At 71.9% G+C, this 25619-nt stretch carries 18 protein-coding genes and 1 tRNA gene; 8 read left to right on the plus strand and 11 right to left on the minus strand.

Features of this window, described 5'->3' with window-relative positions; genetic code table 11:
- Positions 1-72 precede the first annotated feature (72 nt).
- From WME89_RS23985 to WME89_RS24005, 5 genes are all read right to left on the minus strand, one after another.
- Positions 73-1437, minus strand: coding sequence for a M16 family metallopeptidase (locus tag WME89_RS23985; RefSeq protein WP_438011419.1), 1365 nt, complete (start codon positions 1435-1437; stop codon positions 73-75).
- On the minus strand, positions 1434-2879 hold the full coding sequence (locus WME89_RS23990) for a M16 family metallopeptidase (protein ID WP_438011420.1): 1446 nt from the start codon (positions 2877-2879) through the stop codon (positions 1434-1436). Before WME89_RS23990 ends, WME89_RS23985 begins: the two co-directional genes overlap by 4 nt.
- Positions 2880-2902: 23 nt before the next feature.
- On the minus strand, positions 2903-3550 hold the full coding sequence (locus tag WME89_RS23995) for a hypothetical protein (RefSeq protein ID WP_437627561.1): 648 nt from the start codon (positions 3548-3550) through the stop codon (positions 2903-2905).
- 92 nt (positions 3551-3642) lie between these two features.
- Positions 3643-5445, minus strand: coding sequence for a translation elongation factor 4 (gene lepA, locus WME89_RS24000; protein WP_437663920.1), 1803 nt, complete (start codon positions 5443-5445; stop codon positions 3643-3645).
- 295 nt (positions 5446-5740) lie between these two features.
- Positions 5741-5950 carry a ribbon-helix-helix domain-containing protein gene (locus WME89_RS24005; RefSeq protein WP_437663918.1) on the minus strand — a complete coding sequence of 70 codons (210 nt, stop codon included), beginning with the start codon at positions 5948-5950 and terminating at the stop codon, positions 5741-5743.
- Between the two features lie 383 nt (positions 5951-6333).
- Here WME89_RS24005 and WME89_RS24010 point away from each other — a divergent pair, with 383 nt between their 5' ends.
- From WME89_RS24010 to WME89_RS24020, 3 genes are all read left to right on the plus strand, one after another.
- Entirely contained in the window at positions 6334-7224 is an 891-nt protein-coding gene (locus WME89_RS24010) for a hypothetical protein (protein WP_438011421.1), read from the plus strand.
- A gap of 1 nt (position 7225) precedes the next feature.
- Positions 7226-8002: a hypothetical protein gene (locus WME89_RS24015; protein ID WP_438011422.1), complete on the plus strand. Its 777-nt coding sequence runs from the start codon at positions 7226-7228 to the stop codon at positions 8000-8002.
- Positions 8003-8224: 222 nt separating this feature from the next.
- Positions 8225-9556, plus strand: coding sequence for a pseudouridine synthase (locus tag WME89_RS24020; RefSeq protein WP_438011423.1), 1332 nt, complete (start codon positions 8225-8227; stop codon positions 9554-9556).
- Here WME89_RS24020 and WME89_RS24025 read toward each other — a convergent pair.
- Together WME89_RS24025 and WME89_RS24030 are read right to left on the minus strand one after the other, a co-directional pair.
- Complete coding sequence (locus WME89_RS24025; RefSeq protein WP_061614937.1) at positions 9468-10631, minus strand: AAA family ATPase; 1164 nt, start codon at positions 10629-10631, stop codon at positions 9468-9470. The two genes, WME89_RS24020 and WME89_RS24025, sit on opposite strands and share 89 nt — an antisense overlap.
- Positions 10632-10804: 173 nt before the next feature.
- A tRNA-Gly gene (locus tag WME89_RS24030) sits at positions 10805-10876 on the minus strand.
- Positions 10877-11364: 488 nt separating this feature from the next.
- Between WME89_RS24030 and WME89_RS24035 the strand changes: the two genes are divergently transcribed.
- Positions 11365-12594: an FHA domain-containing protein gene (locus WME89_RS24035; protein ID WP_438011424.1), complete on the plus strand. Its 1230-nt coding sequence runs from the start codon at positions 11365-11367 to the stop codon at positions 12592-12594.
- A 103-nt stretch (positions 12595-12697) separates the two neighbouring features.
- On the opposite strand, the gene amrB is transcribed toward WME89_RS24035, so the two are convergent.
- Complete coding sequence (gene amrB, locus WME89_RS24040; RefSeq protein WP_438011425.1) at positions 12698-13963, minus strand: AmmeMemoRadiSam system protein B; 1266 nt, start codon at positions 13961-13963, stop codon at positions 12698-12700.
- Positions 13964-14228: 265 nt separating this feature from the next.
- Between amrB and WME89_RS24045 the strand changes: the two genes are divergently transcribed.
- Positions 14229-14819 (plus strand): YkgJ family cysteine cluster protein, encoded by a 591-nt coding sequence (locus tag WME89_RS24045; protein WP_438011426.1) that lies wholly within the window; start codon positions 14229-14231, stop codon positions 14817-14819.
- Between the two features lie 9 nt (positions 14820-14828).
- Here WME89_RS24045 and WME89_RS24050 read toward each other — a convergent pair whose 3' ends face one another.
- Complete coding sequence (locus WME89_RS24050) at positions 14829-17003, minus strand: RelA/SpoT family protein (protein WP_438011427.1); 2175 nt, start codon at positions 17001-17003, stop codon at positions 14829-14831.
- 178 nt (positions 17004-17181) lie between these two features.
- On the opposite strand from WME89_RS24050, the gene hemW reads away from it, so the two are divergent.
- A complete protein-coding gene (gene hemW, locus WME89_RS24055; RefSeq protein ID WP_438011428.1) occupies positions 17182-18417 on the plus strand; it encodes a radical SAM family heme chaperone HemW in 1236 nt (411 codons plus the stop codon).
- 74 nt (positions 18418-18491) lie between these two features.
- The gene (locus WME89_RS24060) at positions 18492-19433 is read left to right on the plus strand and encodes a pyridoxal-phosphate dependent enzyme (RefSeq protein ID WP_438011429.1); all 942 of its coding nucleotides are present in this window, start codon (positions 18492-18494) and stop codon (positions 19431-19433) included.
- Positions 19434-19530: 97 nt separating this feature from the next.
- On the opposite strand, the gene WME89_RS24065 is transcribed toward WME89_RS24060, so the two are convergent.
- Together WME89_RS24065 and WME89_RS24070 are read right to left on the minus strand one after the other, a co-directional pair.
- The gene (locus WME89_RS24065) at positions 19531-20298 is read right to left on the minus strand and encodes a carbon-nitrogen hydrolase family protein (RefSeq protein WP_438011430.1); all 768 of its coding nucleotides are present in this window, start codon (positions 20296-20298) and stop codon (positions 19531-19533) included.
- A gap of 110 nt (positions 20299-20408) precedes the next feature.
- Positions 20409-20828: a response regulator gene (locus WME89_RS24070; protein ID WP_436618790.1), complete on the minus strand. Its 420-nt coding sequence runs from the start codon at positions 20826-20828 to the stop codon at positions 20409-20411.
- A gap of 293 nt (positions 20829-21121) precedes the next feature.
- On the opposite strand from WME89_RS24070, the gene WME89_RS24075 reads away from it, so the two are divergent.
- A complete protein-coding gene (locus WME89_RS24075; RefSeq protein WP_438011431.1) occupies positions 21122-25546 on the plus strand; it encodes a protein kinase domain-containing protein in 4425 nt (1474 codons plus the stop codon).
- The last annotated feature ends 73 nt before the right edge of the window (positions 25547-25619 follow it).

Below are 25619 nucleotides of genomic sequence, written 5' to 3' on the forward strand. Positions count from 1 at the left end.
GGGCTCGCTTCCGGCGTCGTGGACGCTCTCGCCCCGCGCGCGCGCCCTTGGCCCTCCAGCGCCGCGCCCGGGTTACTCGAGGTCGTACGGCTCGACCTTCACCTCGGCGAGCTTCGGGACGGCCGCGGCGACCACCTCGCCGATCTCCTCGTGCGTCCCGACGACGCCGATCACGAGATCGTCCTCCGAGATCCGGCGGCGCACGGCGGCGTTCGCCTCGTCGAGCGTCACCGCCTCGACCCGCTGCAGGTAGCCGTCGTGGTAGCCCTCGGGCAGGTCGTACAGGATCTCCTCGAGCCGCTGGTGCACGCGCTTCCGCGCGGTGTCGATCTCGAACGCGTGGGAGCGGACGAGGTAGCGCTTCACGAACGTGAGCTCGTCCTCCGTGATCCCGTCGCGCCGCAGCGCCTCCAGCAGCCCGAGCTGCAGGGAGAGGCAGGCGGCGGCGTCCGACGCCGCGGGCGCGGTCCACATAGTGAAGGCGTCGCGGTGCCTGTCGAAGCCCGCCCGCGACGAGGCGCCGTAGGACCAGCCGCGCTTGGCGCGCACCTCCTGCATCAGCCGCGACGAGAAGGTGCCGCCGAAGGCGGTGTTCGCGACGACGAGCGCCATGTGATCGGGGTCGTGGGCGTCGGTGCCGAGCCCGCCGATGACCATCTGCGTCTGTGTCCGCTCGGGCTTGTCGACGAACACGAGGCACCGCCCCCGCCGGGCCTCGGGATCAGGCACCGGATCGGGGACCGGCTCGCCCTCGGGCAAGCCGGCCAGGAGCCGCTCCGCGATCGCGTGCGCCTCGGCGGCCTCGATGTCGCCCGAGATGGCCACGATCGCGTTGCGCCGGGTGTAGTGCCGCGCGTAGAAGGCCGCGACGTCGTCGCGCGTGATCTCCCGCAGCGTCGGGATGGTGCCCGCGATGCGGCGGCCGTAGGGGTGCCCGGCGAACAGCGTCCGCCGGAAGGCGCGGCTGCAGAGCGACCGATCGCTGTCGCGCGCCTCGATGAGCTCGGCCTCGGCCTCGCGCAGGAGCCGCGCGAGCTCGGACGGCGAGAACGTCGGGCGCGCGAGCAGCGTGGCCCCGAGCTCGATGAACCGGTCGAGCGATCGCTTGATCACCTCGAAGTGCACCATCGTCGCGCTCGTCGCCACGTCGGCGCCGAACTCCCCGCCGAGCGCGTCGATCGTCTCCTCGATCTCGTTCGCGCTGTAGCCCTCGGCGCCGCGGCGGAGCATGCGCGCCGTGATCCGGGCGAGCCCTTCGCGCGCGACCGGGTCGTACGCCGAGCCGGAGCGGAACGCGACGATGATGCTGACGATGGGGAGCGCGTGGCTCGTCTCCACGAGCACCGCGCCCTCCCGCGGCGCCACGCGCCCGCCCGGCGCCCCCCTGCCCTGCCCCTCGGCGCCCCAGGCGAGGCCGCTCTTCACGCTCTGGCTCACGATGCCTCCTCGCTCTCCGCGTCTGTCTCTTCCGCGTCGTCCTCGGCGCTCGACCCGTCCGGGGTCACGTGGATCACGGTCCGCGCCGAGCTCACGAGGTACCGCCGCGCCGCGCGCAGCAGGTCCCCCACGGTCACCCGCCGGTACGCGGCGAGCCGCTCGAACAGGGCCGCGGGGTCGCCGAGCACCGTCTCGTAGAAGCCGATCTGCTCGGCCTTGCCGGCGACCGTCTCGAGCCCCTGCAGGACGGAGAGCTCGATGCGCGCCTTCGCGCGGTCGAGCTCCGCCTCGGTGACAGGAGCGCGACGCACCGCCTCCAGGAGCGGCTCGAGCGCGTCGAGGAGCGCCTGGCCGTTGTGCTCGCCGCGGGCCGAGAGGTAGACGTCGTAGAGCGCGGGGTCGCGGAACGAGCCGACCCAGCCGCGGACCTCGCTCGCGATCTCCTGCTCCTGCACGAGCGCGCGGTGCACGCGCGACGACCGTCCGCCGAAGAGGATCTCGTTCAGCAGCACCAGCGGCGCGTGGTCGAAGTCCCCGAGCGCCGGCGAGCGATAGCCGATCGCGACCTTGTGCGTGGCAGTCGGCTTCGCCACCTCGGCGCGGCGCTCCTCCGTCTGCGGCGGCTCGGGGGACACGTCCTCGACCGGGATCTTCGACGGCTCCTGGGCGCCGTAATGGTCCTGCACCCCCCGCAGCGCCTGATCGAGCGCGACGTCGCCCACGAGGACGAGCGCCGCGTTGTTGGGGGCGTAGTACGTCCGGTAGAACTCGACGCAGTCCTCGGTCGTGAAGCCCTTGATGTCCTCCATCCAGCCGATGGTCGGCCACCCGTAGGCGTGCTTGCGGAACGCCTCCTTGTAGAGCAGCTCGCTCACCGACCCGTCGACGTCGTCGTCGACCCGCTGCCGCCGCTCGTTGGCGACGACCTCCTTCTCGCTCGACACCTGAGGGTCGCGGAGGACGAGCCGCGCCATGCGCTCCGCCTCGAGGCGGAGGGTCAGCTCGAGCGCGTCCTTCGGGAGGTTCGTGTGGTAGTAGGTCCAGTCGAGGAACGTCGCCGCGTTCGTCTCGGCGCCGGCCTCCTCGAGCATCCTGTCGAACGCGCCGTGGGCGACGCTCTCCGTCTCGCCGAACATGAGGTGCTCGAAGAGGTGGGCGATGCCGGTCTTGCCAATGCGCTCGTGGCGCGATCCGACGCCGAACCAGGTCTGCAGGCAGACCACGGGGGCCGAGCCGTCGACGAGCACGAGCACCTTGAGCCCGTTGCCGAGGACGAAGCGCTCGACGCGCATGGCGGGGCCGAACGCGATGGTGGCGTCGTGGCGCAGCCTGGCGAGCGGCGGGCGTCCGCTGTTCAGCTCGACGAGCATCTCGGCGAGCGGGTCGGTTCGAGGGAGCGCGTTGGTGGCGCCGGGGAGCGAGTAGGCAAGCGTCTCCTGCATGGCAGACGCAGCCCATACCACGCTCAGCGCCGCGGCGCTGCGTGGCACAGGACGTCGGACGGATCCCGCGTCGACTGGTGGCACTCCCACAGGTCGTCGTGGCAGGAGACGACGAGGACGCCCGCGTCGTACGCCTCCCGGAGCGAAGAGCCTGCCCGCTGCGCGAGCAGGTTCGACGGGGTGCGCTCGTTGCAGCCCTTGCCCATGTCGACCTCGATCTTGCGGTTCCCCTTGGTCGCCTTCGCGGGGTTGGGCGGGGTCTTGCCCTTGTCCGCGGTGCGCACCGCCACGGCGAGCTTCGGCACGATGGCGTCGAGGTAGGCCTTGTCGACCAGCGGGTCGGTCGGCTGCGGCGACACCATGGCGAGCGTGTACTGGATCGCCATCATCTGCTGCTCCGGCGGGGCGCTCGGCTGGATCGGCCCGCTCGACCCGATCGGGACGGGCCGCGGCGGCATCTCCCGCCTGGCGGCCGACGGGGCCGCGGGGGCCGGCGCGGCGCTCGGCGCCGGCGCGGCGCTCTCCGCGGCCGGCGGCGCGGGAGCCGAGGGGGACGCTCCCGGCGCCGGGGCGCGCGCGTCGTCGCAGGCGAGGACGGCGAGGCCGAGGGCAAGGGCGAGGACAGGGGGCGCCGCGCGGCGGACGCGCGGGCGGACGGGGGCGGGCTCCATGGCCGGCTTATACGGGCGGCGGACGCGCGCCGCCACGCTCGCGTGCCCGCCCGGCGCGAGGGGCGGCGCGCGGCAAACAGCGCCGCCGCGCCTCAGTCGATCTTCAGGATGGCGAGGAACGCCTCCTGCGGGATCTCGACGCTGCCGACCATCTTCATCCGCTTCTTGCCCTCTTTCTGCTTCTCGAGGAGCTTGCGCTTGCGGCTGATGTCGCCGCCGTAGCACTTGGCGGTCACGTCCTTGCGCATCGCCTTCACGGTCGTCCGCGCGATGATCTTCGACCCGATCGCCGCCTGGATGGCGACCTCGTACTGCTGACGCGGCACGATGTCCTTGAGCTTCACGGCGAGGTCCCGGCCCCGGGCGTACGCCTTGTCCCGGTGCACGATGACGCTCAGGGCGTCGAGCGGGTCGCCGTTCACCATCATGTCCAGCTTGATGAGCTCGTCGGCGCGGTACCCGACGAGCTCGTAGTCCATCGACGCGTAGCCGCGCGACACGCTCTTCAGCTTGTCGTGGAAGTCGAAGAGCACCTCGCTGAGGGGCATGTCGTAGGTGATGATCACGCGGTCGGACGAGGCGTACTGGATCGACTTCTGCTCCCCGCGCCGCTCCTGGCACAGGGCGAGGACCGCGCCGACGTACGTCGACGGCACGTGGACGGTCATCCGGAAGATCGGCTCCTCGATGCGATCGATGAGGTTCGGCGGCGGGAGCTTCGCCGGGTTCTCGATCGACTTCATCGAGCCGTCGTTCAGGAAGCAGTGGTAAACGACGCTCGGCGCCGTCGTGATGAGGTCGAGGTTGTACTCGCGCTCGAGCCGCTCCTGGATGATCTCCATGTGGAGCAAGCCGAGGAAGCCGCACCGGAAGCCGAACCCGAGCGCCTCGGACGTGTCGGGCTCGAAGACGAACGCGGCGTCGTTCATGTGGAGCTTCGACAGGGCGTCGCGGAGGTCCTCGTACTGGGCCGAGTCCGTCGGGAAGATCCCGGCGAAGACCATCGGCTTGACCTCCTTGAAGCCGGGCAGCGGCGTCGTCGCTGGGTGGACGGCGTCCGTCACCGTGTCGCCGATCTTCGTGTCGACAACGCTCTTGATGTTGCCGACGAGGAAGCCGACCTCCCCTGGCCCGAGCTCGGTGATGGCGGTCGCGTGGGGCGTGAACACGCCCATCTCCGTGAGCTCGTAGTCGCGGCCGGTCGCCATGAAGCGGACCTTCTGCCCCTTCCTGAGGACGCCGTCGACGACGCGCACCATCACGACCGCGCCGCGGTAGCTGTCGTACCAGCTGTCGAAGATGAGCGCGCGGGGCGCCGCGTTCAGATCGCCCTTCGGCGCCGGGACGCGCGAGACCACCGCCTCGAGGATCTCCGCGATGCCGATCCCGGTCTTGGCGCTGGCCGGGATGGCGCCGGAGCAGTCCAGGCCGATGACGTCCTCGATCTCGCGCGTCGTCCGGTCGACGTCGGCCGAGGGGAGGTCGATCTTGTTGAGGACCGGGACGATCGCGAGGTTGTTGTCGAGCGCGAGGAAGACGTTCGCGAGGGTCTGCGCCTCCACGCCCTGGGTCGCGTCGACCACGAGCAGCGCGCCCTCGCACGCCTGGAGGCTGCGCGAGACCTCGTAGTTGAAGTCGACGTGCCCGGGCGTATCGATGAGGTGCAGCCGGTATGTCTGCCCGTCCTTCGCGGTGTAGTCGAGCCGCACGGTCTGGGCCTTGATCGTGATCCCCCGCTCGCGCTCGATGTCCATCTTGTCGAGGAACTGCTCCTTCTGCTCGCGGGCGGTGAGCGCCCCGGTCACGTCGAGGATGCGGTCGGCGAGCGTGGACTTGCCGTGGTCGATGTGGGCGATGATCGAGAAGTTGCGGATGAGCTTGGAATCAACAGGCATAGCGAGCTTCGGGGCGCGGCGCCCTGACCACCGTTAACGGCCGCAGCGCGCGGCCTCGACCGAGATTGCGAAGGAGCGGACCACACGTCCGCGCCCCCTCTGGGGAACGAACCGCAGCGCGCGGCTCTGCGAGCGCCGCGGGGACGTGGTGGACCGCGGCGCGCTTGCTCCTAGCGCGACCCGCGCCGCGAAGCTATTCGCCCGGACAGCGCACGGCGTCCAGGCGCTCCGGCCCCCTGGCGCTCGCGCTCTCCCCGGGAGCTCGCGGCCCGCCGTCGCGGCCGCCGGCACCGGGTCACTTCTTCGGGGTCGGCGGCGGCGGGGCCGGTGTGCTCTCCAGCGACATCTGCCCCGGCAGCACGTGCTCGTAGTGCTTGAGGACCAGGTCTATCCCCTCGCGGATGTAGACGGCGATCGGGACCTTGGTGCGTTCGTGCAGCATCTTCAGCCGCTCGGCCTGCTCGGGCGTGATGTAGATGGTCGTCGAGACTTTCTTCCGCGACATGTCACGCCCGGGAGGGTAACCCGCCAGTCTCGAAAGGTACGACTGACAAGACGTTACCCTAGATGCCGGTACGTGTGTTGTCAATCGGAATGGCGCTGTCGGTCTCCACGCCTCTCCACGCCTTCCCCCTCCACGCCTTCCGCCTCCACGCCTCCCCCCGCCCCCTCCACGCCTCCCCCCGGCTGCCTCGCTCCCTCGCTCGTTGCATGGGGTCGGGTGCCGCGCGTGGGAAGCCTGTCGAGAGCGCCGCCTCCCCTGGGCTTCTTGATGTGCGGATGAACCGCGGTCTAGACTGCGCCCGAAGCTGGTCCGCGTCGGGACGGCTCGCCCGGCGCGACGAGCTTCCGTCCCGAAAGTCCAGGGCCCGCCGGAGGAATCTCTTGATGACGCGATTCCCGCTCACCTGGCCGTCGCCCAGGTGCTCGCTCGTGGCCTTGATGACCGTCTTCGTGGCCTCCTGCGCCTCATCGACGCCGGCGCCGACCGGCGCGAAGAGCGCGACCGGCGAGCGGGACACGGCGATCGTCCACGAGCCCTGCGAGAAGGACTCCGCCGCTGCGCAGAAGGTCGATGTGAACGGCGACCGGATGCCCGACATCATCCACGTGAAGAAGGACGGCCGGGAGGTCTGCCGGGTCGTCGATCTGAACCTGGACGGCGCGATCGACGCCTTCATCTACTACGACGCCAAGGGGGCTGAGCGCCGCCGCGAGTCGGACTTCGATCGCGACGGGCGCGCCGACGAGATCGCTCACCTCGAGCGCGGCGCCGTCGTGCTGAAGGAGCGCGAGACCAACTTCGACGACAAGCTCGACACCTGGGACTACTACGAGGGGGCGCGCCTCGTCCGCCGCGAGCGCGACTCCGACGGCGATCAGATCGTCGACCAGTGGTGGCAGTTCAACAACCCGAACGACGCGAAATGCGCGGTCGTGACCACCGATCAGAACGCCGACGGCAAGCCCGATCCCGGCAGCGTGGTGGATCTCTGCGCCGAGTCGTACGGCGCGCCCAGGCCGATCGCGCCTCCGCCGGGCAGCGCGGCGCCTCCCGCGGGCAGCGCGAGCGCCGCCGGGCAGCCTGCGGACGGCGCGCCGCAGGGCGCCGCAACCGGCGGGGCCCCGGCGGCGAGCGCCGCGCCCGCGAACGCCGCGTCCGCCTCGGCCCCCGCCGGCGCGGCCCCGGCGACGAGCGCCGCGCCCGCGAACGCCGCGCCGGCGGGCTCCGCGCCCGCGACCCCCGCGAGCCAGCCGGCCGCCAGGAAGGGACCATGACATGAGGAGAGAAGCGCTCATCGCGCTGGCCGCGCTCGGCCTGCTCGTCGCCGCCTGCGGCTCGGATCCAGGGTTCGAAGGCACGAAGGCGCCGAAGGTCGAGGCGGCTCGCAACCCCGACGGCAGCATCGACGATCGCTCGATGTGCGAATGGAAGGGCAGAGGCGATCGCGAGGCGAGCGAGACCGCGGGGCCGGGGGCCATCCAGCCCAACGTGCGACGCGTCTGGCAGATCGTGGGCACGGGCGAGGATCGCCACAAGGCGCTCGTCTGCCGCGAGATCGACACGAACTTCGACGGCGTGAAGGACGTCGTCCGCCGGTACAACGACAAGGGCGAGAGCCTGCACGAGGAGTCGGACGCGAACTACGACGGCCGGATCGACACCTGGCTCACCTTCGCCAGCGGAAGGCTCGCGGAGGTGCGGATCGACTCCGATCGCGACGGCAACCCCGACGAGTGGAAGTACTACAGCGGCGGCAAGCTCGCCCGCATCAAGCGGGACACGAACCGCGACGGCAAGCCGGACGTCTGGGAGATCTACCGCATGGGCCGGCTCGAGCGGATGGGCGTGGACATCGACGCCGACGAGCGGGTCGACCGGTGGGATCACGACAGCGAGGTGCGCCGCCGCGTCGAGGACGACGAGCGCAAGAAGGAAGAGGAGGCCGCTGCAGCGGCCGCGAAGAAGGCCGCGGAGGACCAGAGCGCCGCGGACAGGGCGAATGAGGCCGCGGACGGCGGCGGGGGCGCGCAGCCGCCCGGCAGCAAGAAATAACGCCGGCTCCGGGCCCGTCGCGCCCGCCCGGTCTCGCGGCGTCGCGCGCGCTGGTGCTCCTGCCGGGGCGGGCGCTCGCCAGGGGCCGGCCGGCGCGCCGGCGTCGAGGTCGGCCTCGGCCCCGAGGAGCGCGCTGTCCAGGTCGGTCGACGCCGCGCGAGGGGCGTGCTTATCAGAGCCGTCGACCGGCAGCGCAGCGTCCGCGCAGGTCCTGAAAACACAATGGAAGAACGTCTCCAGAAGATCATCGCGCGCGCCGGGGTCGCTTCACGCCGGGCCTCCGAGGAGCTCATCCTGGCCGGGCGGGTGCGCGTGAACGGCCAGGTCGTCACCGAGCTCGGCTTGAAGGCCGACCGGCAGAAGGACCGGATCGAGGTGGACGGCAAGCGCCTTGTCTCCGAGGTCCCGGTCTACCTGGCCCTGCACAAGCCGCGGAACGTCGTCTCGACCTTGCGCGATCCCGAGGGCCGCCCGACGGTCGCCGACTACGTACGAGGCACGGGCGCGCGGCTCTACCCCGTGGGTCGGCTCGATTTCGCGACGAGCGGAATCCTCCTCATGACGAACGACGGCGACTTCGCCAACGCGCTGCTCCACCCGCGCGGAGGCGTGCCGAAGACGTACGTGCTGAAGGTGCAGGGCGTCATGAGCGACGACGACCTCGCGCCGTGGCGCGAGGGGATCCGCCTCGAGGACGGCGTCACCCTGCCCGCGGAAGCGCGGGTGCTCCGCCGCGAGGGGGACAAGACGTGGCTCGAGGTGACCCTCCGCGAGGGCCGCAACCAGCAGATCCGGCGCATGGGCGAGGCGAGCGGCTGGCCCGTCATGCGCCTGGCCCGGACGACGTTCGCCGGCGTCACCTCGGAGGGGCTCCGGCCCGGGGAGTGGCGCGCGCTGACGGTGGACGAGCTCCTCCACATCCGCGAGGCGTTCGGCGTTCCCAAGCGGATCCGCGGCGCGATGATGGGCGCGTCGTCTGGACCGGTCGATCATCGCCGCGCCGCCGGAACCGTCCGGTCGAGCGCGAAGGCGTCACATCGGCCCGCGCCAGAGGCGGCCGGTCCGTCCGCGCGCAACCGGGCGCCCGCGCCGTCGAGGGCTCGCACCAGGACCGACGTCGAGGGCCCGGACGCACCTGGCGCCGGCCCGGCCCAGCCGAGGTCGCGCTCCAGGGCCGACGTGGCCCCGGCGAACGCGCCCCGCCCCGGCCCGGCCCAGCCGAGGTCGCGCTCCAGGGCCAACGTCGCCCCGACCGACGCGCCCGGCCACGGCCCGGCCCAGCCGAGGTCGCGCTCCAGGGCCAACATCGCCCCGACCGACGCGCCCCGCCCCGGCCCGGCCCAGCCGAGGTCGCGCTCCAGGGCCAACATCGCCCCGACGAACGCGCCCGGCCACGGCCCGGCCCAGCCGAGGTCGCGCTCCAGGGCCAACATCGCCCCGACGAACGCGCCCGGCCACGGCCCGGCTAGATCTGCGCGAAACGCCCGCTCCGAAACGACGCCTCGAGCAGCTGAGACACGCGGGCCTCGAGCTCGCGGGCCCGGGCGTCGTTGATGCCGGCGAGCGCCTGCTTGATCTCGCCGAGCGCCTTGAGCTGACTGAACAGCTGGACGTCGCCGAGCGCGGCGCCGCCCGTGAGGATCTGTCGGATGCGATCGATCTCCGCGGCGAGCGCCTCCACGCCGACGCCGAGCGCGCCGACGCGGCGGCGATCCGGGTGCTCGCGGAAGAACGCCTCGAGCACCGGCTGCACGATGCCCTCGAGGATCGCGGCCTGATCCTGGTTGTTCCAGATGTGCTTGAGCACGAAGAAGTCGCTCGCGTCCGTCACCTGCCGTCCGTCGAGGTACGCGCTCGCGGCGAAGAGCTTGAGCATCTTCACGACCCGGCGATCCGAGAGCGAGATCCCCTCGGCGCGGATCTGGAACACCAGCCCCTTGTAGGCCGACAGGAACGCGTCGCCGAAGTTCATCCGCGCGCCGAACCCCCGGCCGAGCTCCGCGAGCTCGCGGGCCGCCACGAGCGGGCGGAGCGGCTCGCCGGCCATGTGCCGGATCTCCTGCTGGATGCCGCGCTGGAGCAGCTCGCTGAAGTGATAAGCGTCGAGGTTGTCGGACTGCACCCGCAGCAGGAAGCGATCGAAGATCGCCGTCAGCGTCTCGTCGCCCGGCACCTCGTTCGACGCCGCGAAGACGCTGATGAGCGGGCAGCGGATCACCTGGCCGCCGCTCGAGAACTTGCGCTCGTTCAGCAGCGTGAGCAGCGCGTTCAGGATGGCGCTGTTCGACTTGAAGACCTCGTCGAGGAAGACGATCTCCGCCTCGGGGAGCATCCCCGCGGTGTTCCGGCGGTAGACACCCTCGCGGAAGGCGCCGATGTCGACGGGACCGAAGATCTCGTTCGGCTCGGTGAAGCGCGTGAGCAGGTACTCGAAGTACTGGGCCTGCATCAGCTCGGCGAGCGTGCGGATGAGCGCGCTCTTCGCGGTCCCGGGCGGGCCGAGGAGCACGCAGTGCTCGCCCGCGACGACCGCGATCATGAGCAGGCGGATGATCTCGTCCTTGCCCAGGAACTGCCGCTCGAGGCTGTGGGCAAGCAGGCGCAGGCGCTCGTGGAGCGGAGCCGACATGAGGCGAATCCTCGTATCACAGGCCCGCCGCCCGGCGCATCGATCGCCGCAGCGCCCCGTGCGTTCTTCAGCGGTCCCGCGGCCGCGCACCAGGCGGTGGAACAAAACACCAGAGGCCGGTGGGTCACACCGGCCTCAGAGGTTTGCTCGCTGTTGCAGAGCCTATGTTGCGGAGCGGGAGACGGGATTTGAACCCGCGACGTCAACCTTGGCAAGGTTGCACTCTACCACTGAGTTACTCCCGCAGACGTCAGCCACTCAAACCAGGAAGCAGCTATCTCGAAGCTGTATCGAGGCTGTTTCGAAGACATCTCGAACCTGCCTCGAACCAGAAATCAATCGGGAAACTCCTTCTCAAGGCGCTTGTCAGAGAATTCCTGATTCGCGCCAGGTCATCACCGGAGGGCGGCTCCGTCGATGCGTGGCGGATGAGTACCAATCGGCGTGACCAGAGTCAAGCACTCAGAAACAAAACCTTGAATCTTCCGTCGCCGGCAGGTTGCACGGCCGCTCTGGTCGAGTATTGTGTGGCCATTGCGAGCGAGGGGGCTCGCCAAGCAGCACCGCTCTCGGTGCGGCTCACAAAAGCCTTCGCGTTCGTGACAGCGGCACCGGGGGGCGGGCTCTTACATCATAAGGGTGCCCGCCGCCCGGCGCGCTCTTGGTTGGCCTGGGTCGACCAGGCAGGTCTTTTGGACTTGGGGGGAGCATGAACGAACAGACTGCTTTGCGAGTGGACGTTGTAGAAACGGCGGCGCCGGTTCTTCAGAAGGAGTACCGGTCCGGAGTCCACGCCAAGCGACAGGACGATGATGGCGGCTGGGGGCTCGTTCTGATCGGGCTCGACGCTCCGCCGCGGATCGTGAGCCTCATGGACGGCGCCGTGATCGGCAGCGCCGCGCGCGACGGGCGCATCGAGGGGCACGGGATCGCGCCGGAGCACGCCAAGATCAGCGTCCGCTCGGACGGATGTTACATCGAGGACATGGATACCCACGACGGCACGTGGGTGAACGGCGTCCGCGCCCGGCGCATCGGCGTGATGCACGGCGACGTGGTCCGCCTCGGCCAGCAGCTCGCGGTCTTCGTCGAGCGTCACCTCGCGCTCTACGACGGCGCGCCCTCGCGGCTCGGGTCGCTCGTGTTCGGCTCGAAGCAGCGCAAGGACTGGATCGACCCGGTGATGAAGCTCGTGCAGTCGGGCTCCAGCGTGTGCATCGAGGGCGCGCCTGGGGTCGGCAAGCGCACGCTGGCTCGCCTCGCCGCCGCGGTGCGCGAGGGGCTGGGCGAGACGCTGATCGTCGACGGCGGCGCCGAGACAAAGCCGGCCATCCCGCCCGGCGCGCGGCCGACGACGTGGCTCGTGCTCGACGCCGATCGCCTCCCGCGCCCGCAGCAGCTGGAGATCGCGCACTCGGTCGGCCGCTCGAACGGCGTGAGCATCATCGCCACGACCGGGCAGCCGCTCGATCGCGCCGCAGGGGACGGCCGCGTGGCGCCGTGGTTCGCGTCGCTCTTCTCCGGCAAGCGGGTCACGATCCCGACGCTCGAGCTGCGGCGGGAGGACGTGCCGCTCATCGTGCGCGACATCGCGGAGCGCAACGCGATCGGCCTCGATCGCTTCACCCCGCAGCTCCTCGAGGCGCTCGTCCGCTCCGGCTGGCCGGGCGGCGTTCCGCAGCTCGAGTCGGCCATCGTGACCGCGGCCCAGGCCTCGCCGGAGGGGCCGCTCTCCGTGACGCCGATCGCGGGTTCGCTCTCGCGCGGGCAGCGCGTGAAGCCGAACCTCCCGCCGGCGACGGATCCGTCGCTCGCGCGCGCCCGCCTCGAGGATGCCCTCGCCCGGGCCAACGGCTCCGTCGCCTCGGCGGCGCGCGCCCTCGGCATGTCGCGGCAGGCGATCTACCGGGAGGCCGACCGGCTCGGCCTCGACATCGCGCGCCGCAGGGTCCCGCGCGGCTGAGCCGACCCCACGCCATGCTCCCGGGAGCCTCGCGGCGCGCCAGCGTCGAGGGGCTCTCGACGCGCCTCCCCGCGAGGCGGGAGCACGCGCCGGGCGCGGATCTTCAGCCGTAAAATCCGAGAGACGTGTGGCTGACGATCGACCCCTCCTCGGGGTCGACGCACTGCTCGTAGTTCAGCAGCTCTCCCCGCGACGACGGCGGGAGCGCGCGGAGCAGCGTGTAGATGGGGCCGAGACCGCAGACGCGGCGCGTGCCGAGGTCCTGCGCGACGTCGGCGAAGAAGCCCGACGGGTCGATCGACGTCGCCCGCTCGATCGAGGCGAGATCGCGGTCGCGCAGCGCCCTCCGCTGGCGCTGATCGAGCGGCGCAGGGTCGCCGAAGCGCGGGCCGACGTGGGCGAGATCCGCTCCTGCGATCACGAGGACGCGATCGCGGCGCTTCGCCAGGGCGTAGCCGAGCGCCTTCAGGAACGACTCGGCGCCGTCGTCCTGCGCCGGGTCGCGGCGCCGCGCCTGGCACTCCGACAGACCGCAGAGGATGGGCACGATCGACGCCGCGCGGTCGCCGAGCAGGTGCCGCACGAACACGGCCTGGAACTCGATCGAGTGCTCGTTCTTGTGCAGGTACTGATCCTCGCGCACGTCGAACCGGCTCGCCGCCGCGAGCTCCGCGATCATCTCGCGGTCCGGATCGAGCGGGCCGAGCGGCGTGGCGAACGTCTTCTCGCAGACGGCGTACGGGCGGCGCATCGCGGCGTGCGACGTCCCGAGCAGAACGAACGTGTCGACCTTCTCCAGCCCCGGGGCGGCCAGCGCCTGCTCCAGCGCGGCGTAGGCGTACCCGTAGCCGACGGCGGCGCGCCAGAGGTCCATGTGCGGCGCGCAGAGGCCGACCATGCGCTTCGGCGCGCCTTGCGACGCGGCGCGCGCCTCTCCGCCCTGCGGCCGCGCGGCCTGGAGGCACTGGCGCTCGATGAAGTCCGCGAGCCTCGATCGATCGCCGTGGTACGCGCCGCCCGCGTGGGCAGCCATCCGGATCGGCGCCGCGTCGAACGACTGCACCACGGTCCGCCGGCGCGCGTGGAACCGCGGGCTGTCGAGCATCCACGCGCGTTCCAGCTCGTCTGCCAGCTGCGTCACGTGGGCGGCGTCCACGTGCTGGCCTGTCGCGCGGGAGGCGTCTCGCGCGATCTCGTCGACGGAGCGCCTCCCGTCGAAGCGCGCCAGCACCGCGGAGCTCGCGGCCGGCACGATGATGGCGGACGGCGCGATGCCCTCGGTGTCGCGCAGCATCAGCGCGCGGCCGTGGCGCTCATCCTGGATGACGACGACGTCTAGAGCTCGGAGCTTCGGGCGCAAAACCGACATCCATCGCGAGGATAGCGCGTGCGCGCTCGCCGCCCAGCGCTGCGCGGGTTCACGGCGGCGCCGACGTACTCCGCGGTCGCAGGGGCAGCTCGCTCCAGAACGGACGGGGCTTGTGCCGCGCGTCAGAGCTCCTGACAAGATCCTCCTCGCCGCTTCGCGGCGGAGGCGCGCGGCACTAGGCTGCTCGCCCCGGACCACACCCCTTCGCTGCCGCCGCCTCGTGCCGGCCGCAGCTCGTGCAATCAGCACGAGAGACTCTCGACGAATGCGCCGAACCGCTACCCCTCAACCACCCGTCCGCGAAGCCGAGCTGCTCGCCGAGCTCTCGGCCGTTTACCGCGAGGCGGAAGACGCTTTTCACGGCTGGACCTGCCAGGCCTCGACCGAATGCTGTCGGTTCGGCATCACGGGCCGCGAGCCATACGTCACCTCCATCGAGCTCGCTGCCATCCGGCGCGCGGTCGCGTCCCGGGGGGGTCCCCGCGCGCTCGAGGGCATCGTGCGAGCCGGCGGGACCGGGGCGCCCGAGCCGGCGGCGTCCGCCGGCGACTCGAGCCGGCGGCGCGCGTTGCCGCAGGCCTCGGAGCGGCGGTGCCCGATGCTCACCGACGCCGGCCGCTGCGCGATCTACGCCGCGAGGCCGCTCGGGTGCCGCACGTTCTTCTGCGACCGCGCCTCCGCCGGCTCCCCGGTGCGCCACCACGACGTGACGCGGCTCGTCCGCAAGGTGCAGGAGGTCGCGGCGCGCCACGAGCCGGGCGGCGACCTCGGCCGTCCGCTCACCCGCGCCCTGGCGGACGCCAGCCCCGGCGTCGCCGGTGCGCCGTCCAGGGCGCGCGCTCGCCGCGGGCGCTGAGCGCCCGGCTCAGGTCCGCTCGACGGCCATGACGCCAGGGATCCGCTGGAGGTGCCGGATGACGCTCTTCAGCTGCGCGAGGTCCGAGCAGAGGAAGGTGAACGTGTTCATCGCCCGGCCGTCGTCGCCCGCCCGACAGGTCGCCTCGCTGATGTTGATGCCCTGCTCGTGGAACGTATGCCCCACCGTCGCGAGGATGCCCGGACGGTTCGCGGTCATCACCTTGATCTGCACCGGGCGGTTGATCTTCGCGCGCGAGTCCCACGAGATCTCCACGCGGCGCTCGGGATCCGTGTCGAACGCCTTGGCGCAGTTGCGGCGGTGGACCGTGATGCCGCGGCCGCGCGTGATGAAGCCGACGATCTCGTCGCCGGGGAGCGGGTTACAGCACTTCGTGTAGCGAACGAGGACATCGTCGATGCCGTTCAGCCGGATGCCGTGGCTGTCGCGCCCTGTGACCTTGCGGACGAGCGACTCGATGCGCCCTTCCTTGATCGACTCGGGCGGCGGCGTCGGCGTGCCCTTCTCGTTCTCCTTCGGGGTGGGCGCGAGGAACTCGCACACCGCGCGGACGCTCACCTTGCCGTAGCCGACCGCGATGAACAGCTCGTCGGCCGAGGTCACGCCGAAGCGCTCCATGACCTTGCGCAGCTCGGCCTCGTTCTTGGTGAGGCGGCTCAGGCTCATGCTCCGCTGGTGCATCTCCTTCTCGAGGAGCTCACGGCCGAGCTTGAGCGACTTCTCCCGCTGCTCCGTGCGCAGGTAATTGCGGATCTTCGCGCGCGCGCGGCTGGTGGTGACGTAATCGAGCCAGTCCTTCGAGGGGTTTTGGCTCGGGTTGGTCATCACCTCGACAACGTCGCCGTTCCGGAGCTTCGAGCGGAGCGGAACGATGGCCCCGTTGACCCGCGCCCCCGAGCAGTGCTCGCCGACCTTCGTGTGGATCGCGTACGCGAAGTCGATCGGCGTCGAGCCGCGGGGGAAGACGCGCACGTCGCCCTTTGGCGTGAAGACGTACACCTCGTCCTGGAACAGGTCGACCTTGACGCTCTCCAGGAACTCGGCCGGGTCCTTGAGCTCCTTCTGGAACTCCATCAGCTGGCGGAGCCAGCCGAACCGCGCCGCGTCCTTCGGGTCGATGCCGCCGGAGTTCCTCTCCTTGTACTTCCAGTGCGCTGCGATGCCCTGCTCCGCCACGCGGTGCATCTCGTTGGTGCGGATCTGGATCTCGATCCGCTCGCGCCCGGGCCCGATGACCGTCGTGTGCAGCGACTGGTACATGTTGGGCTTGGGCAGCGCGACGTAGTCCTTGAAGCGGCCCGGGACCGGGGTCCACTGCGAGTGGATGACGCCGAGCGTCGCGTAGCAGTCCGCGACCGACTCGACGAGCACGCGGAACGCGATGACGTCGTAGACCTGATCGAAGTCGCACTGCTGCGCCTGCATCTTGCGCCAGATCGAGTAGAGGTGCTTCGCGCGGCCGGTGACGTCGACCGCGAAGCCCTGCTCGGCGAGCTTGGCCGCGAGCACCTTCGAGACGTCGTGGATGTACCTGTCCCGCTCCTTCGCGGTCGTCTTGACCTTCTGCGAGAGATCCGACCACGCCTCCGGCTCGATGTACCGGAACGACAGGTCCTCGAGCTCGCTCTTGAAGCGCGCGATGCCGAGGCGGTTCGCGAGCGGGGCGTAGATCTCCATCGTCTCCCGCGCGATCCGGTCCTGCGAATCGGGCTTCATGAACTCGAGCGTCCGCATGTTGTCGAGGCGGTCGCACAGCTTCACGAGGAGCACGCGGATGTCGCGCGCCATCGCCACCAGCATCTTGCGGAAGTTCTCGGCCTGCCGATCTTCCTTGGAAGCGAAGTTGATCTTCGAGAGCTTCGTCACGCCGTCGACGAGGAACGCCACCTCCTGGCCGAAGCTGTTCTCGATGTCGGTGGTCGTCGCGAGGGTGTCCTCCACGACGTCGTGCAGGAGACCGGCGCAGACGCTCGCCGTGTCCAGCTTGAGCTCGGTGATGATCGCGGCGACGCTCGCCGGGTGGGAGAAGTACGGGTCGCCGCTCTTGCGGGTCTGCCCCCGGTGAGCGTCAGAGCTATAGGCGTAAGCCCGGGCGATGAGATCGACGTCTGCAGCCGGCTGGTAGGTCCGAACGCGATCGACAAGCTCCGTCAACGTCAGCATGAAGAGTTCGGCGGGCGCAATGCGCCCCCTCCCTTTTGCACGCTAACACCGCGATCTAGACCCCGCAATTGTGTCACCATGCGCGTGCCCGGCGCCGGGCGCGCGCTCCGCCGTCTCCGTTTTCGTGCGTGGTTTTTGCCTGATTTTGTGCCTGGTTTTGTCCGTTTTCAAGAATTCCATGGAGCCGATCACCGTCTACGTCCACTTCCCGTGGTGCCTCAAGAAGTGTCCCTACTGCGACTTCGTTTCGTTCGCGAAAGCGCGGGAAGCGATCGATCACCGCGGTTATGCCGACGCCGTGCTGGCCGAGCTCCGGAGGCGAGCGGATGCGCTGGGCGAGCGCGAGCTCCGGAGCGTGTTCTTCGGGGGCGGGACGCCGTCCCTGTGGGAGCCGGAGGAGCTGGGCAGGGTGCTCGCGGCGATCACCTCGGCCGCCGGCCGGCTGTCGCCGGACCTCGAGGTGACCGTCGAGTGCAACCCCACCTCGCTCGATGAGCAGCGCGCCCGCGCCTTTCAAGCGATCGGCGTCAACCGGCTGAGCGTCGGCGTGCAGGGGCTCGACGCCGAGCGCCTCCGGTTCCTCGGCCGCCTGCACGACCCAGACGGCGGGCTCGGCGCCCTCGCGGCGGCCCTCCGGTCCGGGATGCCGCGCGTGAGCGGCGATCTCATCTATGGGGTCGCGGTGGGGACAGCCGATGAGGCGCGGGAGCAGCGCCCCGAGCACGCCGCCGCCGAGGCGCGGGCGGTGGCAGCGACCGGCGTCAGCCATATCTCCGCGTACAGCCTCACCGTGGAGCCCGGGACGTCGTTCGGAGAGCTCGCGCGGCGCGGGCGCCTGCCGCTCGCCGCGGACGACGGGGTGGCGGACACGTTCTTCGCGATCGACGAGGCGCTCGAGGCCGAGGGGCTCGCCCATTACGAGGTCTCGAACTACGCGAGGCCAGGCCACGAGGCGCGCCATAACCTCGGCTACTGGCAAGGCGTCGATTACGTCGGGCTCGGCTGCGCCGCCTTCGGGACCGTGTCGCGCCCGGATCCGCGCTGGGGGCTCAGGTCGGCCGGCGCGGAGGACGGCGGCGAGGCGTTCGCGGTCCGGTACCGGAACATCGCGAGCCCGGAGCGGTACATGGCCGCCATGGCCGAGGGCGGCTCGGCGATCCCCGTGGAGAGCGAGGAGCGGCTCGCCCCGGAGACACGGCTGTCCGAGCGCATCATGCTCGGGCTCAGGCTGCGCGAGGGGTTCGATCTCGAGGCCGCCGCGGCGGCGCTCGGGGTGCCCGCGTGGAGCCCCGCGCGGCGGAGGGCCGCGGAGCGGCTCGAGCGCGCCGGCCGCCTGGCGATGGACGGCGGGCGGCTCAGCGTCCCGCGGGCCTCCTGGATCTTCGCCGACGGCATCGCGGCCGAACTCTTCTGAGGCGCCGTCGCGCCCTGGCCCGCGGCGCGCTCGCAGTGGACGTCGGGCGCAGACCGCGCTCCGATGCGCTTGCCATGAGCGCTCTGCCCAGCATCGAGGACATCCGCCGCGCCGCCGCGCGCATCGCGCCCCACGCCCACGTGACCCCCGTCCTGACCAGCCGGACGATCGACGGCATGGCGGGGGCGCGCGTCTTCTTCAAGTGCGAGAACCTGCAGCGAGGCGGGGCGTTCAAGTTCCGCGGGGCGTGCAACGCGGTCCTGGCCCTCCCGGACGAGGAGGCGCGGCGCGGCGTCGCGACCCACTCGTCGGGCAACCACGCCGCCGCGCTCGCGCTCGCCGCCCGCATCCGCGGCATCCCCGCGCACATCGTCATGCCCTCGAACGCGCCCGCCGTGAAGCGCGCCGCCGTGGAGGGCTATGGCGGCCGCGTCGTGACCTGCGCCCCCACGCTCCGCTCACGCGAGGAGACGATCGCCGGCGTGCTCGCCGAGACGGGCGCGATCCTCGTCCATCCGTACGACAACGCGCACGTCATCGCCGGCCAGGGCACGGCCGCGCTGGAGCTCGCCAGCCAGGTGGAGGACCTCGACGCCGTCGTCGCGCCCGTGAGCGGCGGCGGGCTGATCTCCGGCACCGCCATCGCGACCAGCGCGCTGTCGCGCGCGCGGACGGTCGGCGTCGAGCCCGAGGCGGCGGACGACGCCGCGCGATCGCTGCGCGAGGGCAAGATCCTCCCGTCGAACGACCCGCAGACGATCGCGGACGGCCTCCGCGCCTCGCTGTGCGAGCTCACCTTCGCCGTCCTGCGCGAGCGCGGGGTCGAGATCGTCACCGTGAGCGAGGAGAACACCGTCGAGGCGATGCGCCTCGTCTGGGAGCGGATGAAGATCCTCATCGAGCCGAGCGCGGCAGTGTCCGTGGCGGCGGTCCTCCTGCGCAAGGTCCAGGGAGCGCGGATCGGCGTCATCCTGAGCGGCGGAAACGTCGACCTGAGCGCGCTCCCCTTCGCGTGAGCGCGCTCCCCCTCCCTGAGCGCGCTCCCCTTCCCTGAGCGCGCGCGATCGATGCGCGCGGGCGCGCATGCACCTTCCACTCCGCGCACGAGCTCCCTCAGGCGCCGCGCGGCTGGTCCTTCTCGAGGTGCAAGGCGGCGCGCACCACGCGCGGGCCCGGGCCCGCCGACGCCGCCGCGACCGTGCGCCCGCGCGCGTCGAGGATGCGCGAGCCACCCTGGCCGTGGAGCGCGGGGCTGGACGGCCCCCAGTTCGCGTTCACGATCGCGACGCGGTGGCGCCGGGCCAGCGCTGGCAGCAGGTCGGCGCGCGCGTCGCCCTCTCCGGGCGGATCGACCCAGGCCGTCGGAAAGAGCAGCAGGTCGGCCTCGTCGAGCGCTCCGCCCGCGTCCGCGGAGACGAAGTGGACGTCGAAGCAGATCGCGGCGGTCACCTTGACGCCGAGCAGACCGAGGACCGGGGTCCCGAGATCGCCCGGCGCCGCCCAGCGCTCCGGGAACCACGGATGACGCTTGCGGTAATGGCCGACGCGCCGCCCTTCGCGGTCGAAGACGAGCAGGCTGTTGTAGAAGCGGCCCTGGTCCTCCTCGACGAGCGGGCCTGCCAGGGCGAGCCCGTGCGCGCGCGCGAGCTCGGCGAGCCGCTGGGCCGACTCTCCATCGAGGGGCTCCGCGAAGCGGCGCAGGTCGCTGTCGCCCCGCGGCGAGACATAGCCCGTGACGATGAGCTCGGGCAGCAGCGCGAGCGCGGCGCCCTGCACCGCGGGCGAGCCGAGGAGGCGATCGATCTCGGCGAGCGAGCCACGCGGGTCGCCGAAGCGCTGCGGCAGCTCGAGCGCGACAACGTCGAGGGAGCGGGCGATCACCAGGACTGCTTAGCGCATCCGCGCCGCAACCATGAGCCCGCTCTGCTCGACGGCGATCCGGCGCGTCGCCCCGCGGACAGCGCGCCGCGAGGCCGCCGAGCGCCCCCGGCTCAGCGGAGGTTCCGGGCCGCCTGCAGCTGGTGCAGGCTCACCGCCAGGTCGACCTGGCGGCGCAGATCCGAGGCGATCCAGGGCTTCGTGATGATCCGGAAGGTCGCGCTCTCCCGGGAGATCTTCTGGATCTGCTCCACGTCCGTCGGCGCGCAGACGAGCACCGGCACGTAGCTCAACCCCTGCCGGCGCAGCTCGCGCAGCAGCGCGAGCCCGCTGAAGTGAGGCATCCGGTAGTCCGCGACGACCACGGCGGGCGGCTCCTTCACCGCCGCCGCCAGCGCGCGGCGCGGATCGCCGAAGGTGCGGACCTGGTAGCCGGAGCGGAGCGCCCGCTCCATGAGGTCCAGGTTGCTCTCCTCGTCGTCGACGGCGTAGAGGAGCGTCCCTTGGCCCCGACCACTCGAAGGTGGCGGCATGCTGCCGGAATGCGGGGCATTGCCCATCGAGCGCGAGGGTATCAGACCTCTTCCTCGCGTACCACGCGCTCCAGCCGAAGTAATCCCGGTCGCCTGAGCCGGAAGCCAGCGCAGCAAGCGCGGACCACGCCACGCCGCGGCAGAGCGGAGGTGGGCGCCTCGTGAGCCGGTCGGGGTCCGCTGGCGCCGCTGTCGCTCCTGACAAGCCCTCGGTCGCCGCGAGCGATCAACCTGGGCCGGCCGCGGAGTTCGCGGACCACTCCGGCGGCGTTCGGCGGTAAGAGATCAAGGAGATGTCCGCTCGCGATGGATTGCTCGAGGTCGGCGCGCTCGTGGACGGCCGGTATCAGGTGCTCGGCCACCTCGGCAGCGGCGGTCATGGCGTCGTCTACGAGGCGCGCCAGATCGTGACCACGCAGCGCGTGGCGCTGAAGCTGCTGCGGCCCGAGGCGCTGCGGCGCTCCCGCGAGAGCGGCTCGCAAGAGGCGCGCTTCGAGCGGGAGATGCAGGTCATCGCCCAGCTGAGCCACCCGCACATCGTGCGGCTGCTCGACGCCGGGCGCCTGCCCGATGGCGAGCTCTACCTGGCTCTGGAGTACGTCGACGGCGAGACGCTGACCGCGCGCTGCCAGCGCACGCGGGGGATCGAGCCGAACGAGGCGAAGCGGCTGATGCTGCATGTGCTCGACGCCATCGGCTTCGCCCACGAGCGCGGCGTCATCCACCGCGATCTCAAGCCGCACAACATCATGGTCGCCGCGTCCGGCAAGCGGACGCACGCCAAGGTGCTCGACTTCGGCATCGCCGCGCTCATCGGCGACGCGCGCGCGTCCGACTACCGCGCGCTCACGCCCACCGGGGAGTTCAACGGGACCCCGGCCTACATGGCCCCGGAGCAGCTCGTGCAGTCCACGCCGACCACAGCGGCGGACATCTACGCATGGGGGCTCACCTTCCTCGAGTGCCTGATGGGCGCGCCCGTCATGCACGAGGCGACGGTCGCCGAGGTCATCTTCCGCCAGCTGAGCCCCGAGCCGGTGCCCATCCCCCGCGCCCTCCGCGGCCACCCCCTCGGCGCGCTGCTGGCGCAGGCGACCGCCAAGTCGCCGGCGCACCGCTTCCGGTCCGCCCGCGATGCCTACGAGCTGCTGGAGGCGTGCGACGTGACCGCGATCCCGTGGCCCTTGCCCCGCGACTCGGACAGCGCCGCCGCCGCGAAGGAGCGCGGCAACTGGCTGGAGCAGCGGGCCATCGTGACGCGGCCGGCGCAGCAGGCCGAGGTGAACCAGGAGACCGTGCTCGTGCCGTCCGAGGAGTTCGGTCCGCCGCAGCCCCCGGAGCCGAGATCGATCGAGCAGCAGCAGCAGGACGCGCGGCTCGGCGCGGCGCCGACGCTCGCGATGGCGGGCCGCAACATCGCGCAGGCCGAGCCGCCGGCGAGGCCGATGCGCAACGTGTCCATCCACCCCGGTCCTGCCGACGGGCAGCAGACGCCGGTGGCCACGAAGCTCACGTCCCGCCCGAGCACCCCGCCGGGGTCGCGCCAGCTGGCCGCCACTGGCCGCGGCGAGCGCCGCCAGCTCACCGTGCTGGTCTGCGGGCTCGCCAGCGCCGAGCGCATCGCGGACACGGTCGACGGCGAGGCGTTCCACGAGCTCGTCCAGATGTACCAGGCCGCGTGCGCCCAGGTGATCGGGGAGCAGGAGGGGGTGTTCCTCCGCTCCCCCGGCGAGGAGACGGTCGCCTACTTCGGCCACCCCGTGGCGCGGGAGGACGACGCGCTCCGCGCCGTGCAGGCGGCGCTCGATCTGGTCGAGCACATGTCTCGCATGAACGCGCGGGAGATCACGTCCTTGCCGCTGTCCGTGCAGGTCGGCGTGCACACCGGGATCGTCGTCGTCGCGGACAGCGACGCCGTGCCCTCGCTCGCCGGACCGACGTTGAACGCCGCGACGCAGCTGAAGGCGCACGCCGAGCCGGGCACGGTGCTCGTCAGCCGCGCCACGCAGAAGCTCATCGATGGCTATTACTACGTGGACACGCTCGGCGAGATCAGCCCGAAGGGCGCGCGCCAGCCGATCGAGGTCTTCGCGGTGCAGGGGCGCACGACCGCGCGGGACCGGCTCGACGCGCGGATGCAGCAGGGGCTCACCCCGCTGATCGGACGGGAGAGCGAGCTCGACCAGCTCTCGGCCCGGTGGGCGCTGGCCGCGGGCGGCGCCGGGCAGGTCGTGCTGATGACGGGCGAGGCCGGCATCGGGAAGTCGCGGAGCGTGCGCGCGTTCCGCGGCCGGCTGGCCGGGACGCCGCACCGCTGGCTCGAGGCGCGCTGCTCGCCGCAGCTCCAGAACAGCGCCTTCTATCCGGTGATCGAGCTGCTCAACGCGCTGCTCGCGGGCGATCGCGAGCGCGCGAGCACGCTGAGCGGCATGGCGGCGCCGATCGAGCGCGGCGCGGCGCTGGAGAACGTCGAAGATCGGCTCGATCGGCTGGAGCAGCTGCTCGCCGAGGCGGAGGCGGGGCCGCTCGCCGTGCCGCTGCTCGCCGCGCTGCTGTCGATCCCGATCGAGGGGCGCCATGCGGCGCCGGCGCTCAGCCCGCAGCGCCAGCGGCAGGAGACCATCGCCTCGCTCCTCCAGCTCTTCCTCGGGCTCGCCGATCGGCAGCCGCTCGTGCTCACGGCCGAGGACCTGCACTGGGCCGACCCGTCGACCCTGGAGCTGCTCGGCCGGCTCATCGACGAGGGGCGTCCGTCGCCGCTGCTGCTGCTCCTGACCGGCCGCCCCACGTTCGCGCCGCCGTGGCCGGTGCGCTCGCACTTCACGCAGATCTACCTCGCCCCGCTCAGCGCCGAGCGCATGGAGGCGCTCGTCCAGCAGCTGGCCGGCGCCTACGCGACGAGCGGCGCCCCGGCCGTGCAGGCCCCGCTGCCGAAGGAGGTGATCCGGACGCTCGCCGAGCGCAGCGACGGCGTCCCGCTGTTCGCCGAGGAGCTCACGCGCATGGTCCTCGAATCGGCCGCCGCCAAAGTGGCCGCAGGGGAGCCGGCCGGCTCGCCGAGCGCCTCGCCCGCGTGGGTGGGCGCGCTCGAGATCCCGACCACGCTCCAGCACTCGCTGACGTCGCGCCTCGACCGCCTCGGCCCGGCCAAGGAGGTCGCGCAGCTCGGCGCCGTCTTCGGCCGCTCGTTCGGCTACGAGGCGCTCGAGCTCTGCGCCGGCGGCGCGCTCGGCGAGCCGCTCCTCATGGCGTCGAGCCCCGCGTCGCTGCGCGAGGCGCTCGCGCAGCTCGTCGACGCCGAGCTGCTCTTCCAGCGGGGGCGCCCCCCGCGCGCGACGTACACGTTCAAGCACGCGCTGGTGCAGGACGCCGCCTACCAGTCGCTGCTCCGCAGCACGCGGCAGGTCTACCACGCGCGCATCGCCGCCGTCCTCGCCGAGCGCTTCCCCGAGACCCCGCCCGAGCTGCTCGCGCGCCACTACACCGAGGCCGCGCTGGTCGGCCCGGCCATCGCCGCCTGGCAGCGCGCGGGGGAGGCGTCGCTCATCTCCTCCGCGCACGCCGAGGCGATCAGCCAGCTCCGCCGCGGGCTCGAGCTCCTCAAGCAGCTCCCGGACACGAAGGAGCGGGCGCGCGACGAGATCACGCTGCAGACGACGCTCGGCGTCCCGCTGATGATCACGCGCGGCTACGCCGCCCCGGAGGTCGAGGCGACGTACGCGCGCGCGCACGCGCTCTGCCGCGAGGCGGGCTCCTCGCCGCAGCTCTTCCCCGCGCTGTGGGGGCTCTGGATCTTCTTCCACGTCCGCGGCGACTATGCGCTGGCGGAGCAGCACGGCGAGCAGCTGCTCGCGCTCGCCGAGAGCACGGGCGACGCCGGCATCGCGCTGGGCGCTCACCAGGCGCTCGGCGCCACGCGCTTCCTGCGAGGGCGCCTCGGCGAGGCGCGCGAGCACTTCAACAAGGTGCTCTCGATCTACGACCCCGCGCACCACCTGCCGCTCGCCTTCCTGTTCGGCCACGACGCCGCGGCGTTCTCGCTGTCCCACCTCGCCTGGATCGCGTTCCACCTCGGCGAGCCGGAGCGCGCCAAGGCCTCGGTGGACGAGGCGATCGCCCTCTGCGAGGAGCTGAACCAGCCCGTGAGCCGCGGCTTCGTCGAGCACTTCACGGCGGTGCTGTGCTGCCTGCTCGGCGACGTCGCGGGCGCGGAGGCGCACGCGCTCGTGCTCAGCAAGCTCTCCGAGGAGGTGGGGATGCCGCACTGGGCGGCGCTCAGCCAGATCGACCTCGGCTGGGCGGCGGCGGCGCGCGCCGCACAGGGGCCGGCCGGCGAGGCGGCGCGCGCGCGCTACGCGGAGGGCGCCGCGCGCATCCGCGGGGGCCTCACCATGCTGATGAGCATCGGCAGCCGCGTGTCGCTGACCTACTGGCGTTCAGCGCTCATCGAGGCGGAGCTCGGCGCGGGCAACGTCGACGAGGCGAGCGCGCTGCTCGCCGACACGCTGGCCTTCGTCGACCGGAGCGACGAGCGCTACTTCGAGCCCGAGCTCTACCGGCTCGAAGGCGAGCTCGCCCTCGCGCGCGGCGCGCCGACCGCCGCGGAGGCGCGCGCGCAGGCCGAGGCGGCGTTCCGGAAGGGGCGCGAGATCGCCGAGCGGCAGGGCGCGCTCGGCCTCGTGGCGCAGCTCTCGGAGCGCCGCGGAGCGGGCGCGTAGGGGGCGCGCGACGCGCTGGAAGCGGGGCGGCTCGCGGCGCGCTGGAAGAGAAGGGGCAACGCGCGTGAGCGGC

It is taken from the genome of Sorangium sp. So ce321, from assembly GCF_051530195.1.
Taxonomy (GTDB): Bacteria; Myxococcota_A; Polyangia; order Polyangiales; family Polyangiaceae; genus Sorangium.

Bases quoted from the DNA above. Each gene is read 5' to 3' on its own strand.
- WME89_RS23990 (WP_438011420.1), bottom strand. From the start codon at position 2,879: ATGCAGGAGACGCTTGCCTACTCGCTCCCCGGCGCCACCAACGCGCTC.
- WME89_RS23995 (WP_437627561.1), bottom strand. From the start codon at position 3,550: ATGGAGCCCGCCCCCGTCCGCCCGCGCGTCCGCCGCGCGGCGCCCCCT.
- lepA (WP_437663920.1), bottom strand. From the start codon at position 5,445: ATGCCTGTTGATTCCAAGCTCATCCGCAACTTCTCGATCATCGCCCAC.
- WME89_RS24005 (WP_437663918.1), bottom strand. From the start codon at position 5,950: ATGTCGCGGAAGAAAGTCTCGACGACCATCTACATCACGCCCGAGCAG.
- WME89_RS24010 (WP_438011421.1), top strand. From the start codon at position 6,334: ATGACGCGATTCCCGCTCACCTGGCCGTCGCCCAGGTGCTCGCTCGTG.
- WME89_RS24015 (WP_438011422.1), top strand. From the start codon at position 7,226: ATGAGGAGAGAAGCGCTCATCGCGCTGGCCGCGCTCGGCCTGCTCGTC.
- WME89_RS24020 (WP_438011423.1), top strand. From the start codon at position 8,225: ATGGAAGAACGTCTCCAGAAGATCATCGCGCGCGCCGGGGTCGCTTCA.
- WME89_RS24025 (WP_061614937.1), bottom strand. From the start codon at position 10,631: ATGTCGGCTCCGCTCCACGAGCGCCTGCGCCTGCTTGCCCACAGCCTC.
- amrB (WP_438011425.1), bottom strand. From the start codon at position 13,963: ATGTCGGTTTTGCGCCCGAAGCTCCGAGCTCTAGACGTCGTCGTCATC.
- WME89_RS24045 (WP_438011426.1), top strand. From the start codon at position 14,229: ATGCGCCGAACCGCTACCCCTCAACCACCCGTCCGCGAAGCCGAGCTG.
- WME89_RS24050 (WP_438011427.1), bottom strand. From the start codon at position 17,003: ATGCTGACGTTGACGGAGCTTGTCGATCGCGTTCGGACCTACCAGCCG.
- hemW (WP_438011428.1), top strand. From the start codon at position 17,182: ATGGAGCCGATCACCGTCTACGTCCACTTCCCGTGGTGCCTCAAGAAG.
- WME89_RS24060 (WP_438011429.1), top strand. From the start codon at position 18,492: ATGAGCGCTCTGCCCAGCATCGAGGACATCCGCCGCGCCGCCGCGCGC.
- WME89_RS24070 (WP_436618790.1), bottom strand. From the start codon at position 20,828: ATGCCGCCACCTTCGAGTGGTCGGGGCCAAGGGACGCTCCTCTACGCC.
- WME89_RS24075 (WP_438011431.1), top strand. From the start codon at position 21,122: ATGTCCGCTCGCGATGGATTGCTCGAGGTCGGCGCGCTCGTGGACGGC.